The following is a 14,465-nucleotide window of genomic DNA, read 5'->3' on the forward strand; positions in this document are numbered from 1 at the left end:
GATGGCGGAGGGGACCCACGCGTTCCCATCTCGAACACGACCGTTAAGCCCTCCAGCGTCGATGGTACTTGAACCGCAGGGTTCTGGGAGAGTAGAACGTTGCCAAGCACATATAAAGAGTATTTTTGGAAGAAATTCCAGAAATACTCTTTTTTTTACATCAGTACAAAACGACATATTAAACCATACTAGCCCTATGAGGAGGGATTGGTATGGGTGCATCGATATACAGGAGATGTTTGCGTGTTTTGTTTCTTGGTTTCTTTGTGATACAAATGGTAAGTGGCTGCTCCGTGAGGATGGACTCGATCAAGGATGGTACAGATCCGCTAGACGCTTTAAACAATTTAGGAAAGACATTGCCTATTTCAATCAAAGAAACGAAGCTAATGTCTTCTGATGAGGTCAAGCACACGCCTCAAAAACCCGCTAAGCAGATTGTAAAAGGTATTTATGTATCTGCTTGGTCAGCGGTAGGTAATAAATTTGAGCAGTTGATTGACCTAGTGGATCAAACTGATCTGAATGCGATGGTTATCGATGTTAAGAACGATTCAGGACAAGTTACATATCCGTCGCCGGTCCCTTTGGTGAATGAGATAGGGGCTAATAGCCATGTTATTATTCGTGATCTGAAAGCCATGCTTCTAAGGTTAAAGGAGAAGCACATATATTCGATTGCACGAGTCGTTGTTTTTAAAGATCCCTATTTAAGCATGAAAAAAAGTAATTATGCGATGATGACTCAAACGGGTAACGTGTGGAAGGATAGTAAAGGAACGGCTTGGGTGGACCCCTATAAGGAAAAAGTATGGGATTATAACATTCAAGTTGCTAAGGAAGCAGCTTTATTAGGTTTTGATGAAATCCAGTTTGATTATGTGAGATTTCCTGAGAATGGTAAGAAAGTGGATCAGGAGGTCAAATTCGATAACCCTAATAATTGGACGAAAGCGCAGGTAATCGAGAATTTCCTCAAAAAAGCCAAAGAACAAATTGGTGGACAAGCCTATTTATCTGCCGATGTCTTTGGATTAACAACTTCGTCTGATAATGATATGGGCATTGGACAAGATTGGTCGATGATCAGTAAGCAAGTTCATTATATTTCACCTATGCTGTATCCCTCTCATTATTCTAGTGGGGTATATGGGATTAAGAATCCCGATCTACAGCCCTATGCGGTTATTCGTAAAGCGATCAGCGATGCAAATGGGAAGAACCAGCTTTTAGCAAAGTCGGATAACCATATTGCAGAAATTAGACCGTGGTATCAAGATTTTACAGCTACTTGGGTGAAACCCCATAAGAAATATGGGACTATTGATGTTAAAGAGCAAATTAAAGCGGCTAAGGAGCAGGGTGTGGAACAATTTTTGTTGTGGAACTCGAGCAGCACGTATTCGTATCGTTAACGGAATTGACTTATTCAGGCCGAAGGTTATCCGGTAGACTTGTCCTTTTCCTTGACACGAAAAATAGGCTTTTGTTAAGATTGCAATCATATAACAAAACGAATGAGAAGATTCATTCGAACAAAGCTTTCTTTTATAGAGAACTCTAAGGAGGAATACGTGTTGTGAGGGAAGACAAGTTTGGTAAGGAAGGCTTAACGTTTGATGATGTATTGTTGGTGCCGAGAAAGTCTGAAGTGTTCGGTAAGGAGATCGACGTTTCAACCGTGCTCGCGCCTCATGTGAAATTAAATATCCCGTTTATTAGCTCTGCTATGGATACTGTTACGGAATCTGCGCTTGCGATTGCAATGGCACGAGAAGGCGGTATCGGGATTATCCATAAGAATATGACCATTGAGCTTCAAGCTGAGCATGTTGACCGTGTTAAGAGATCAGAGAGTGGTGTTATCACGAATCCTTTCTCACTAACTCCTGAGCATCATGTTTATGACGCGGAAGAATTAATGGCAAAATACCGCATATCTGGTGTACCGATTGTGAATGAAGCCAACAAGCTGGTGGGGATTTTAACGAACCGCGACTTGCGCTTTGTACATGATTATTCCATCAAAATCAAAGAAGTAATGACCCAAGAAGATCTGGTTACAGCTCCTGTGGGAACTACGCTTCAGCAAGCGGAAGGCATTCTTCAAAAGCATAAAATTGAGAAACTACCTTTGGTCGATGAAAATTTTGAGCTTAAAGGTTTAATCACTATTAAGGATATTGAGAAGGCCATTCAGTTCCCTAACTCCGCTAAGGATGCACAGGGGCGTTTACTCGTAGGCGCAGCTGTAGGTGTTGCTAAGGACGTTATGGAGAGAGCTGCAGCTCTTGTAAAAACCGGCATCGACGTGATTGTCGTAGATTCTGCGCATGGTCATCACATTAATATTGCAGAAACTGTGAAAAAACTTAGAGCACAATATCCAGAGCTGCCTATCATCGCAGGAAATGTAGCCACAGGTGATGGTACACGTGACCTCATTAAGGCTGGAGCATCCATGGTGAAGGTAGGAATTGGGCCTGGATCCATTTGTACAACAAGGGTTATTGCAGGGATTGGTGTTCCTCAAATTACAGCTATTTATGATTGTGCGCAAGCTGCAGCTGAGTTTGGAGTTCCTATTATCGCAGATGGCGGTATCAAGTACTCCGGTGATGTTGTCAAAGCGATCGCGGCCGGAGCTAGTGCGGTTATGATCGGTAGTCTTTTTGCTGGAACGGATGAGAGTCCTGGTGAATCGGAAATTTTCCAAGGGCGTAAATTCAAGGTGTATCGGGGTATGGGCTCTTTAGGGGCGATGAAGGAAGGCAGCAAAGACCGTTATTTCCAAGAGAACGAGAGCAAACTTGTTCCTGAGGGTATCGAGGGTCGTGTAGCTTATAAAGGGCCAATGGCGGATACGGTGTATCAACTCGTGGGTGGTCTTCGCTCAGGTATGGGGTACTGTGGTGCCCGCAATATTCAAGAACTTATTAATGATACCCAGTTTATTCGAATTACGGGTGCAGGTTTAAAAGAAAGTCATCCGCATGATATTCAAATTACCAAAGAAGCACCTAATTACTCGTTGTAATTGTCACAATATGGATGAATTTGGAGGCGTGGGAAATGAACCTACGTCTTCTTTTTTTTGTCTAATGGGGTGTGGTACAATATAACGTGTTATTACATCATTAGGGAGAGTGAAATTGTGAGATTTTTAAGTTTTACAAAGAAAAAGGTTGCTTTGGTGTTAGGTGTTAGTTTAATTGCTCAATCCTTACTTTTACATATACAGCCAACATATGCCGCGGATACCAAAGCACCAGCAGCCACGACTGCACCAGTAGCCCCAGCGGCCTCAACGGCACCTACACCAGCACTCAATGAACCTAAACCAGCAGCTAAATCTGCGATTATTATGGAAGCAAGCACAGGAGCTGTGCTCTATGAATTAAATGCGGATGAAGCTTTCCCGCCAGCCAGTATGGCCAAAATGATGACCGAGTATCTGGCTATGGAGAGTATTAAAGAAGGTAAATTCAAATGGGATTCGCCAGTGACTGCAAGCAAAAATGCTGCGGACGTGATCGGTTCTGGTCAACTGATTGCTGAAAATGAAACACTTACTTTCAAAGATATGTTTAATGCGATGTCCATCTACTCCGCGAATGATGCTTCCGTGGCTTTTGCTGAATTAATTGGTGGTACGGAAGAAAATTTTGCGAAAATGATGAATGAAAAAGCAAAGCAACTTGGTATGTCGGACAAAGCTCATTTCATTAGCGCTACTGGACTTTCACGTGCCGATCTCAAGAATCCGCCAGCATCTATTGACGGCGAGACCAAAATGACTGCGCGAGATGCCGGCATTCTTGCCTATAATATCCTTAAGGATCATAAAGAAATACTTGAATTCACGAAAATCCCATCTTTAAAATTAAGAGCTGCTGATAAAACGCCAATGATTAATTGGAACTGGATGCTAGAAGGAAATCAGAGCAACACCAATTTGAAAAAATATGCTTACACAGGACTGGACGGTTTGAAAACAGGTTCTACTGATGATGCAGGGTACTGTTTTACAGGTACTGCTGAACGAAACGGAATGCGTATTATCTCCGTTGTCATGGGTACTAAAACAGAACCGGAACGTTTCAACGAAACTAGAAAGCTGCTCGATTATGGATTCAATAATTTCGAAATTAAACCTTTCCTAAATGCAAAGCAAGAAATAGATTCTTTGAAAATCGTAAACATTAAGAAAGGCGTTCAAACACAAGTGCCTCTTGTGACAAAAACGGGTCTGACGTTCGTTACTCGAAAAGGTGCGAAAGATACGGACTTTAAAATTACGGCAGAGCCGCTTGAAGAGAGCAAGCTCGTAGCACCAATTACGAAGGGCGATACGCTCGGCAAAGTGAAAGTAAGCTACAATGGACAAGAAAAAACGGTTGATCTAATTGCCAATGATGATGTACAAAAAGGCAGCTGGATTCGTCTCTTGTTCCGCTCCTTCAAGAACTTCTTCAGCGACATGTTTAAAGGGATTAAAGGCGGCTCCTAGACCAGAAAATGGGTTGTATATTAACCCTCCTTCATGTAAAATAATTGTTTAGAAGATTTACTATCGAATCGTGTAGGAAACTGCATGAAATTGGCATAGAAGCTATAGGAGGAAATAAAGAATGGAAACAGGAACTTCCCGCGTTAAAACTGGTATGGCCGAAATGCAAAAAGGCGGCGTCATCATGGACGTTATGAACGCCGAGCAAGCTAAAATCGCTGAAGCAGCTGGCGCTTCTGCTATTATGGCGCTTGAGCGCGTCCCCGCTGACATTCGTGCAGCTGGCGGCGTATCCCGTATGGCTGACCCTTCAATTGTTGAAGATGTGATGAGAGTAGTATCCATTCCAGTCATGGCGAAAGCAAGAATTGGACACTTCGTTGAAGCGAAAATTCTTGAATCCCTAGGCGTTGACTATATCGATGAGAGTGAAGTACTTACCCCTGCGGATGAAGTATTCCACATCAACAAACGTGATTTCACGGTTCCTTTCGTATGTGGTTGCCGCGATCTTGGTGAAGCTTTGCGTCGAATCGGTGAAGGTGCTTCCATGCTTCGTACCAAAGGTGAGCCGGGAACTGGTAATATCGTAGAAGCTGTTCGTCATATGCGTACAATTCAAGGTCAAATTCGCAAAATCCAAGGGATGTCCAAAGATGAATTGATGTTTGAAGCGAAAACACTTGGCGCTCCTTATGAGTTGCTTCTACAAGTTCACGAAACAGGTAAATTGCCTGTTGTTAACTTCGCAGCTGGTGGTGTTTCCACACCTGCAGATGCAGCGCTTATGATGCACCTTGGTTCTGACGGTGTATTTGTTGGATCTGGTATTTTCAAATCCGACAACCCTGAGAAATTCGCGAAAGCGATTGTTGAAGCCGTAACTCACTACACAGACTATAAATTGATTGCAGAAATCTCCAAAAACCTGGGTGCCCCTATGAAGGGAATCGAAATTTCCAAGCTGCAAGCTTCCGAGCGTATGCAGGAGCGCGGCTGGTAATGACGAAGATCGGAGTTCTCGCGCTGCAAGGCGCGGTAGCAGAACATATTCGTGGAATCGAGAAGGCTGGCGCCGAAGGCGTCGTTGTCAAACGAACAGAGCAGCTAGCTGATCTTGATGGGATTATTTTACCTGGTGGAGAGAGTACGACAATCGGCAAGTTAATGCGCACCTATGGTTTCATTGATGCGCTTCAGGAATTTTCCGCCGCGGGCAAGCCGATTTTCGGCACCTGCGCGGGGTTGATTGTCATCGCGAAAGAGATCACCGGACAGCCAGAAGCTCACCTTGAGCTGATGGATATCACGGTGGCTCGCAACGCGTTCGGTCGTCAGCGCGAAAGCTTTGAGACGGACTTGCCGATCAAAGGCATCGACGAGAACGTTCGCGCGGTCTTTATACGGGCGCCACTCATCGAGAAGGTGGGACCGGGGGTAGATGTACTGGCTACGTATGACGGCCAGATCGTCGCAGCGCAGCAAGGGCATCTCCTTGCTGCGTCGTTCCACCCAGAGCTGACAGACGACTTCCGTCTGCACAGCTATTTCTTAGACATGGTAAAGCAAAGACAAGCATAATTGATGGTACAAGCACCTTGATATCACCGGATTATAGCCGGTAAAGGTGCTTGCTTCCATATTCTAACCATTTTGCGCTAACGGAGGAATCTCCTTGTTTGATGTAAAGTTACTTCGAAGTGATTTGGCAGCTGTGCAAGCTGCAATGCAAAACCGCGGGAAACAAATTGAAGAGTTGAACGGCTTTACGGAATTAGATTTGAAGCGTAGAGAGCTCTTACAAGAAACCGAGCAGCTCAAAAACCGCCGGAATACGGTATCCCAAGAGGTAGCTGGTCGCAAAAGATCCGGCGAAAATGCGGATGAGCTAATCCAAGAAATGAAAGTCGTCGGTGACCGCATTAAAGAGCTCGATGACGAGATCCGTGTACTGGATGAGTCCTTACAGCAGATCTTGCTCTCCATCCCGAATATGCCCCATCCAAGCGTTCCTGTGGGCCGCACAGAAGAAGAGAATGTGGAACTACGCCGGGTAGGCGAGATTCCACAATTCGATTACGAAGTGAAGCCGCATTGGGAAGTAGCGCAAGAGCTAGGCATTCTGGATTTTGAAGCTGCGGCGAAGGTGACGGGTTCGCGTTTCGTTTTCTACAAAGGGCTTGGCGCAAGGCTGGAGCGTGCATTGATTAACTTCATGATGGACCTGCACAGCGATGAGCATGGTTATGAAGAGATGCTGCCTCCATATATCGTTAACCGTGAGAGTTTGACGGGAACAGGTCAGCTTCCTAAGTTTGAGGAAGATGTGTTTAAACTGGAGAATTCGGATTATTTCCTTATTCCGACAGCTGAAGTACCGGTAACAAATTATCATCGGGAAGATATTCTCACGAACGATCAGCTTCCTGTTAATTTTGTTGCGTTCAGTGCATGTTTCCGTTCAGAGGCTGGATCTGCGGGTAGAGATACACGCGGCTTAATTAGACAGCACCAATTCAACAAAATTGAGCTCGTTAAGCTAGTTAAGCCCGAAGACTCCTATGATGAGCTGGAGAAGCTTACAGGGCATGCTGAGCGCGTTCTACAGCTATTGAAGCTGCCTTACCGAGTGTTGTCACTCTGTACAGGGGATATCGGCTTCACATCGGCTAAGACGTACGATCTGGAAGTATGGCTGCCTAATAGCGGCGCATATCGTGAGATTTCTAGCTGCAGTAACTTCGAAGACTTCCAAGCTCGCAGAGCGAACATTCGCTTCCGCAGAGATGCGAAGGCGAAGCCGGAATTTGTACATACGCTAAATGGATCAGGTCTTGCGCTTGGTCGTACAGTGGCTGCGATTCTCGAAAATTACCAGCAAGCTGACGGTTCGATTCAGGTTCCTGACGTTCTCATTCCTTACATGAACAATGTCAAAGTGATTACAAAAAAATAGCACTTGATTCTCCTATAAGATCTGTGCTACAATGCTTTTTGTCACTGCACAAGGTTGTCTCCCCACCAGGAGACACCTATCGTGGAGAGGTGGTCGAGTGGTTTAAGGCAGCGGTCTTGAAAACCGCCGAGGTGCAAGCCTCCGTGGGTTCGAATCCCACCCTCTCCGTAACCATGGTAATACCCCAACCAAGAAGTCATGCGATTCTTTCACGAATCGTGTGGCTTTTTTTGTTGTTTTTTTACATGGATAAAAGACGGGTAGCCTCCGCATTTTATACATGTGGAGGTGTTACCTATGAGCAAAGCTGATAAGCTATCGATTAATCAAGCTGAATTGGTAAATGAGTGGATGACGGTACTCCCGACAACGCTGCAGCCAACCGATCAGGCGCGTGTATGGGCCGATGAGGCCGATCCTCAGGCACTGAGGGTTCATATAATGGCGGCGGGGCATACGGGCTATACAATCGATTTTAAAGTCACCTACGTGGACGACAGAGAGGTAAAGGTTGAACTGACTGATGTGCAGCAGGGCACTACACACATTGATGAGACCAGCGAAATTGTGCAGACTCTGGTGGATGATTACGTTCGCCATATCCATGAATGCGCACAAGCCTTGCAGAGAGTAACACACGCCTAAAGGGCGAAGGAGGAGTTCACAGTGACAAGACAAAGAGCGGTTGATAAAAATTTACAGAATGTAGCTAAAGATTTTGAAGCTAGCCCTGTTAACAGCCATCAGGCTCAGCAAGTGCAGCAGCAAGTCAATGATAATAGACATCAAGATGCATTAAACCATGACAAGAATAGGGGTAACCACTAAATGGCTAAACAGAAATCTTATTCCGCAGGGGATAGTCTGGTAGAAAACGGTTCGGTAAAGAATAGTGATCGTAATAATAGTCCAAATCCACTATCAGGATCTAAGAAAGTAAAGAATCAGAATCACTCTAGAGGTACTCATGGGGAAGGTCAGGGACACGGGCATTAAATAAACCTTTAGAAAAAAATCTTTACAAAATGTTTAAAAACCGAAGAGCCGGACATACTATATCTTGTCGGTGAGCAGAGAGGTGTGGTTCCGTTGGAGCGTTTAGCGAAAGGGAAACAACCGTTGCATAGAGGACTTTTCTACCTGTTATAATCAGGCTGGAGGGGATGTGCCAAAGACACTTACCGTGTTTTATAAGCAGATTTTCCTAAGGTTTACGTGTAACACGTTTTAAAGAAATCAATCAACACCGACAAAAAAGAACCCTTAGGGGTTCTTTTTTTCGTCGATTTCTAGATAGTGTTGATGCATTGGATTCGATTGGTGCGACCCCGAATGAGTTTGAGCTTCATCAGTAAACGTTGAAAACGTTGAAACGTGTTGTTTACGGTTCATTAACAAACGTATGCCGCCACCGATTAGCAGCAGGGCTACGATGAGGGTTTGGCTGAAATTCGTAATTAAATACATGTAATTTCTTGCGCTAGGTAGAATTTGATACATAAATTGGACAACAACATCTTTTAAGACATAGTAGCTGCCAAGTAAGATCAAAACCATACCAATGGGTCGTTGATAAGCCGTCCAATTCTCGATGATTGGTTTATCAATTAGGGTACCATTCTCGTACTTCGTAATGCTCTGCAAAGCATCAAAAAAGCTAAAAAACCAGAGAATCGGGATCAAAAATAAAAACAGAGACAATCGGAGTACATCCAATATATAAATGGAGAAAAGGAAGATCGCCATTAGCTGGACGCCGCGTTTCGTCATAGAGAGGTACAAGTGAGCTGCACCTGGAAAAATGGCGATAATTGTTGCTAATGTCCGGTTTTTGCGCCCGTAGTCATCCCCAAAGTGGAAGTCTTCGAAAATACTGCGATCTACGAGCTCTAACCCTGCTTGTTTATTCCCCTGTTGTTTCAGTGCATCAAACATCGTGTAAAACCACAGAACTGGCAGGGCCAACAAAAAGGCAACAAAGCCTTCATTATGCGTCATGATGGTGACGAAGAATACTAATATCGCAACCCCAAAGAAGGAGACCATCGCCGTAAGACCTCTATGCATTAACCCAAGCTGATAATGTCCGAGTCCAGGGATGAAGGAGAGCAGCATAATTTTCGTTTTTTCTTGTTGACCAGCCATTCGAGTGGAATAAGGATTCGCGTCCCATGAAGGTTGCTCATGCTGCCCATGCTGCTCTGACCCGTAAGAGCCGGGCAGGCGATAGGGCTGTGAGCGCAGCAGGAAGATAATCATATCCAGCATATTCACAACCCATGTCAAGGCGGCCAGCAAGGCAAGAGGAATCAGGATTTGTTCGGGTGCGCGATAGACGGCGACTCCAACGAAGATTAAGAATAGTGAGCCAAAGAACCCACCACCGTATAGGAGCCCTCGGAATAAGCGGTTCATATATAGATGGCCTACTCCAGGTATGAAGGACAGCAGGAAAGCGACTAGGCTGCTTTTATTAGGCATTAAGGGTGTAACCTCCTTGTTTTTATTTATTTTGTAACGTGTCTAGCCACGTCAGTGTTTTATTTAACAATTGGTCCGATATCGGTTTATCTGTTTGTAGGGAGGAAGATGTATTAATAGAGTTTGTAGGTTTAAATGAACCTACAGAGTCCAATTCCTGCGAAATTCCGTGAAAGAAGCCAGTAGCCACCAGGATAAGTGTAGCCGCTGCCGCAATACCGTAATGCAGCATGGTTGAGTGATACCAAGAGCGCTTAGTTCCTGTCGTACGGGCAATGATGGCATCCACATACCCTTGCGTATCCTTTTCCATGATCGGAAGTACAGTTTCCATTTGTTCCAAACATGTCATATACATCGTCAAGCATTCATCACATTGATACAGATGAAGCTCCATCTCACTTAATTGATCGGGTGACAGACGCTCTTCCACATATTGCTTCCACGCTTGTTCATTATAATGGTTCACAAGAATTCCTCCTCCTTCCAATTGTTACGAAGCCACTGCTTGGCTCTATATAGCTTGGATTCTACCGTTTTGACCGTTACCCCATGAGCATTGGCAATATCTTGATATGACTGATGATGAATATAGTAGGCCGTTAATACTTCATGATAGTTGGCAGGGATTTGATGGAGCTTCTTACGCACGAGCTCAGTCGTCTCATTTAACATCACTTCATGTTCCACACCATGCTCAGAATAAGGATGAGAGCCTGAGGATTGGATGGGTTCCTCCATCTCAGCCGTCATTTCTTCCCTACGCCTGCTGGCCGATCGTTTGAAATCGATAGCCCGGTTCACCGCGATGCGAGTCATCCAGGTTTTCAGACCCTTCATTTGATACTGAGGGAGGGAGAAATATATCCGGGTCCAAACATCCTGTGATAAATCTTCGGCATCCTTAGTGTGGCGTACAATGGCATAGATCGTTTGGAACAAGTAGTGACGATATGTTGTTACAAGCTCACGGAATGCTGCCTCATCGCCATTCAATATGCGCTTTACGAGTGCTTGTTCCTGAATATGCTTCTCCTCCTCTCCGCATGAATAGACGAAGGCGACCACCGGTACCCCTGCACGATTTCTTCAAAAAGAAAAAGAACGAATCTTCAAGATCCGTTCCCCATGTTAAAGTGCTGCAGTAGAACTGCTAGGTTTGGCTTGATGCTTAGAAGAGGCACTTCGTACGAACCAATGAGACAGAAGTGCGCTCAAAACGCCAAGTACACCCAACACAATAAATCCCTGATTTAGAGAGAACCAATCGCCGATTATCCCCATAAGAACGGGTCCAATGAACATGCCCAGTCCATAAATAGCTTGGAAAAAACCCATTGCCGTCGCCCGCTTATCCGCAGGCATATGTTTAATACTCATCCCCATGAGTAAGGTAAAAGAAAGTCCTCGACCAAAGCCGGCAAAAGCCTGTGTAACCATCAGCACCCAAAGATGATGCGTAAATGGAATCGTGAATGTAAATATCCCCATAAGAATAAAGCCCCATACCACCATACGCTTCTCCCCGTACCGGACAGCCCATCGCCGCCCGCCAAATAAGGAAGCTAACGCTACCGGTACGTTGGCAAATAACGCAAGCATCGATAAGGAGAATTTATCAGCTCCAAGCTGGGTTGCATAAACGGGTGTAAATCCGAAAACAGTTGCGAATATGAGGACCTGCGACAAGATAGCGAGTAATGATACGAACAGCAGTGTACGGTCAGTTGCAACGTCACCGATACCGCGCATCGTGATTTTAGGCGCATCGAGCTCGACTTTTTCTACAAGGAAAAGGGATCCAATCATCCCCAGCAAGCCAAGCACAGCTCCCAAAATGAAGACGGCCTCCCAGCCGAAGGAATCTGCCGCCCATCCTGCACCGAGAATACCGAAAACCTGCCCAAGTGAATTGAAGAAGGAGATCGTTCCGATCGCTTTCGTTGAATCTTCATGCTTATAGTAACTCGTAAATAATACGGTAAAATCAACCCAGGTTGCCGCGGCTGCGCCTGCCAGTGCTCGGAGAATAAGGATCCATGTGAAATCATGAGTGATCCATAGTCCTAAGCCTGTTATAGCCGTGAATAGCAGGCCAAAGGTAATAAATAGCTTCCTCTTATGAAACCGGTCTGACATGATACCTACGGGAATTCGCAGCAGCATTTGGGAGATCCCGTACATGCCGACAATCCATCCGGCCAACTGGTGGTTCCCGCCAAGGAATTCCACGTAAGGCGCCATAATGGGAACGCTCGTATACATCGACATCCAGAACAGCAGTGTGACTATACAGAAGAGCGGAATGCGATAGGAGGATGAAGCTTTGATGCTTGTCATCGAAGAGGGAGCTCCTTTCGGATTAAGTTCTTGAATCGAAATGAGGACTAATAAATCTATCGTTTTATTATAGAACATCGATTGCAGCAAGGCTATGACTGGATGTTTGCAAAATAAGACAATGGGCGGAAATCGGCTGGCTATCCCTTTCCATGCCGCATGATTCCTATAACAAAAATGGATGATTGCCGGAAACGGGGGGGCCTTGTAAATTGAAAGCAGTTGTTAGCAGACCGCTAGCACCGTCTAGCATAAATCATCACTATAGAGGAGGGGGCATGGATTCAACATGGAAATCGATTACGAAACCAGTAACTTGAATAAAAAAACAGTGGGCGCGAGTCGATTGAAACAGGTCTGGTCAGGCATCGCTCGGGACAAGTTTTTATACGTTTTAGCACTTCCTGGGCTGCTCTACTTCCTTATTTTTAAATATGTGCCTATGTGGGGAATCATCATTTCATTCCAAAATTATTCACCTTACCAAGGCATGTCGGGAAGCCCGTGGGTGGGGCTGGAGCATTTCCAACGGTTTTTTTCAAATCCTGACTTTTTCATGCTCTTCCGTAATACGCTAGCGATCAACATCTTGTCCTTGGTTCTCTTCTTTCCTCTACCGATTATGTTGTCTTTAATGTTGAACGAAGTACGTAACATGGCTTATAAGAAAATCGTTCAATCGATCGTGTATTTACCTCACTTTTTATCATGGGTTATTATCGTGGGCATTACATTCCTGCTGTTTTCGACGGGGGATGGGGTGATCAACCAAATACTGGTCAGTCTTGGTTTTGAGAAAATCGATTTTTTAACAAATAAAAGCTTTTTTTGGGGTATGCTCACGGCCCAGTCCATTTGGAAGGATGCCGGTTGGGGAACGATCATTTTCCTAGCATCTATGGCGAGTATTGACCCTCAATTATACGAAGCAGCCAAAATGGATGGTGCCGGAAGGTTCCGTCAAATGTGGCACATTACATTGCCAGGCATTCGCTCCGTTATTATTATTTTATTAATTTTACGGATCGGTCATATTATGGACGTTGGCTTCGAACAAGTATTCTTGATGATGAACGGGGCTGTTTCCGAAGTGGCGGACGTTTTCGATACCTATGTGTATCGTTTAGGCGTGAAGCAGGGGCAATTCAGCTACAGTACGGCTGTTGGTTTGTTCAAATCGGTCGTTGGTTTATTGATGGTCATTGGAGCGAACAAGCTCGCCAAGAAATTTGGTGAAGACGGCGTTTATTAAGAGAAGGAAGGAGGAGTCCTCGATGTCTTCAAACATTTCAACCAAAAGTGATCGCGTGTTTAACGCAGTGAACGCCATTCTGCTTGGCATACTGGGTATCGTAACATTCTTTCCGCTTTACTATGTCTTTGTCGTTTCGTTCAGTGATCCGTCCAGCTATTTATCAAGTGAATTGACGCTGTTTCCATCCAAGTGGAGCTTGTCTTCCTACAAATACCTCATGTCTACGGATGCTTTCCTTCATGCGATAGGAAACAGTATATTTCTAGCCGTAGTCGGCACAGCAATTAGTTTATTGGTCACTTCCTGTCTATCCTATGCGATTTCCCGCAAAAGACTGCAGGGCCGCAAGCTAATCATGCTGCTAATCCTGCTTACGACCTTATTTAATCCAGGTATTATTCCTCCGTATTTGTTAGTGAGAGACCTTCACTTGATTAATAGCACGTGGTCGCTTATCTTGCCTGTCCTAACAAGTGGTTGGTATGTTTTGCTGATGAAGGGCTTTTTCGACAGTATTCCAGCCAGCCTGGAGGAGTCAGCTAGAATCGATGGTTGTAATGACATCAGTGTTTGGTATCGTATCATTTTACCGCTGTCGTTGCCTTCGCTTGCTGCATTCGGGTTGTTTTACGCGGTAGCTTACTGGAACACCTTCTTTACAGCACTCTTATACATCAATGATTTTACGAAACAGCCGCTCCAAGTGTTACTACAAAATATGTTGATTGATGCTTCAACGGCAGCAGGAGGCGGGGCCGCGGCTGAGATGATGTCGGAGCAGCGCATTCCGCCGGAAACATTGAAGATGGCTGCGGTGGTCATTGCGACCGTCCCGATTCTGCTGGTGTATCCTTTCCTGCAGAAGCATTTTGCTAAAGGAGCCATGGTTGGCTCTGTTAAAGAATAGTTCAATTGATGATAAT

The 14,465-nt window shown here is 44.9% G+C and carries 15 protein-coding genes, 1 tRNA gene and 1 rRNA gene; 13 read left to right on the forward strand and 4 right to left on the reverse strand.

Annotation, left to right across the window (positions count from 1 at the left end; genetic code table 11):
- The 11 genes from rrf to AC58UU_RS34505 all read left to right on the forward strand — a co-directional run.
- A 5S ribosomal RNA gene (gene rrf / locus AC58UU_RS34455) occupies positions 1 to 108 on the forward strand; the annotation flags it as partial.
- Positions 109 to 212: 104 nt separating this feature from the next.
- Positions 213 to 1,415: a putative glycoside hydrolase gene (locus tag AC58UU_RS34460; protein ID WP_497322034.1), complete on the forward strand. Its 1,203-nt coding sequence runs from the start codon at positions 213 to 215 to the stop codon at positions 1,413 to 1,415.
- A 164-nt stretch (positions 1,416 to 1,579) separates the two neighbouring features.
- The gene (guaB, locus tag AC58UU_RS34465) at positions 1,580 to 3,037 is read left to right on the forward strand and encodes an IMP dehydrogenase (RefSeq protein ID WP_497322035.1); all 1,458 of its coding nucleotides are present in this window, start codon (positions 1,580 to 1,582) and stop codon (positions 3,035 to 3,037) included.
- A gap of 117 nt (positions 3,038 to 3,154) precedes the next feature.
- Positions 3,155 to 4,510, forward strand: a complete 1,356-nt coding sequence (locus AC58UU_RS34470; protein WP_497322036.1) for a D-alanyl-D-alanine carboxypeptidase family protein — start codon at positions 3,155 to 3,157, stop codon at positions 4,508 to 4,510.
- Between the two features lie 121 nt (positions 4,511 to 4,631).
- The gene (gene pdxS / locus AC58UU_RS34475; RefSeq protein ID WP_029195693.1) at positions 4,632 to 5,513 is read left to right on the forward strand and encodes a pyridoxal 5'-phosphate synthase lyase subunit PdxS; all 882 of its coding nucleotides are present in this window, start codon (positions 4,632 to 4,634) and stop codon (positions 5,511 to 5,513) included.
- Positions 5,513 to 6,091 carry a pyridoxal 5'-phosphate synthase glutaminase subunit PdxT gene (gene pdxT / locus AC58UU_RS34480; protein ID WP_261303411.1) on the forward strand — a complete coding sequence of 193 codons (579 nt, stop codon included), beginning with the start codon at positions 5,513 to 5,515 and terminating at the stop codon, positions 6,089 to 6,091. Before pdxS ends, pdxT begins: the two co-directional genes overlap by 1 nt.
- 94 nt (positions 6,092 to 6,185) lie before the next feature.
- Positions 6,186 to 7,466 carry a serine--tRNA ligase gene (serS, locus tag AC58UU_RS34485; RefSeq protein ID WP_497322037.1) on the forward strand — a complete coding sequence of 427 codons (1,281 nt, stop codon included), beginning with the start codon at positions 6,186 to 6,188 and terminating at the stop codon, positions 7,464 to 7,466.
- A gap of 83 nt (positions 7,467 to 7,549) precedes the next feature.
- A tRNA-Ser gene (locus AC58UU_RS34490) sits at positions 7,550 to 7,634 on the forward strand.
- A 129-nt stretch (positions 7,635 to 7,763) separates the two neighbouring features.
- Complete coding sequence (locus AC58UU_RS34495) at positions 7,764 to 8,111, forward strand: hypothetical protein (protein ID WP_497322085.1); 348 nt, start codon at positions 7,764 to 7,766, stop codon at positions 8,109 to 8,111.
- A gap of 21 nt (positions 8,112 to 8,132) precedes the next feature.
- Positions 8,133 to 8,294: a hypothetical protein gene (locus AC58UU_RS34500; protein ID WP_464648890.1), complete on the forward strand. Its 162-nt coding sequence runs from the start codon at positions 8,133 to 8,135 to the stop codon at positions 8,292 to 8,294.
- Positions 8,295 to 8,462 (forward strand): small acid-soluble spore protein P, encoded by a 168-nt coding sequence (locus AC58UU_RS34505; protein ID WP_127528150.1) that lies wholly within the window; start codon positions 8,295 to 8,297, stop codon positions 8,460 to 8,462.
- Between the two features lie 267 nt (positions 8,463 to 8,729).
- Here AC58UU_RS34505 and AC58UU_RS34510 read toward each other — a convergent pair whose 3' ends face one another.
- From AC58UU_RS34510 to AC58UU_RS34525, 4 genes are all read right to left on the reverse strand, one after another.
- On the reverse strand, positions 8,730 to 9,947 hold the full coding sequence (locus tag AC58UU_RS34510) for a hypothetical protein (RefSeq protein ID WP_497322038.1): 1,218 nt from the start codon (positions 9,945 to 9,947) through the stop codon (positions 8,730 to 8,732).
- 22 nt (positions 9,948 to 9,969) lie between these two features.
- A complete protein-coding gene (locus AC58UU_RS34515) occupies positions 9,970 to 10,416 on the reverse strand; it encodes an anti-sigma factor (protein WP_497322039.1) in 447 nt (148 codons plus the stop codon).
- Entirely contained in the window at positions 10,413 to 11,015 is a 603-nt protein-coding gene (locus AC58UU_RS34520) for an RNA polymerase sigma factor (protein ID WP_497322040.1), read from the reverse strand. Before AC58UU_RS34520 ends, AC58UU_RS34515 begins: the two co-directional genes overlap by 4 nt.
- Positions 11,016 to 11,078: 63 nt before the next feature.
- Positions 11,079 to 12,287, reverse strand: coding sequence for an MFS transporter (locus AC58UU_RS34525; RefSeq protein WP_497322041.1), 1,209 nt, complete (start codon positions 12,285 to 12,287; stop codon positions 11,079 to 11,081).
- A gap of 289 nt (positions 12,288 to 12,576) precedes the next feature.
- Here AC58UU_RS34525 and AC58UU_RS34530 point away from each other — a divergent pair, with 289 nt between their 5' ends.
- Together AC58UU_RS34530 and AC58UU_RS34535 are read left to right on the forward strand one after the other, a co-directional pair.
- A complete protein-coding gene (locus AC58UU_RS34530; protein ID WP_497322042.1) occupies positions 12,577 to 13,539 on the forward strand; it encodes an ABC transporter permease in 963 nt (320 codons plus the stop codon).
- A 22-nt stretch (positions 13,540 to 13,561) separates the two neighbouring features.
- The gene (locus tag AC58UU_RS34535; protein ID WP_497322043.1) at positions 13,562 to 14,449 is read left to right on the forward strand and encodes a carbohydrate ABC transporter permease; all 888 of its coding nucleotides are present in this window, start codon (positions 13,562 to 13,564) and stop codon (positions 14,447 to 14,449) included.
- Positions 14,450 to 14,465: the final 16 nt, after the last annotated feature.

Source organism: Paenibacillus sp. JT22N1 (assembly GCF_059692155.1).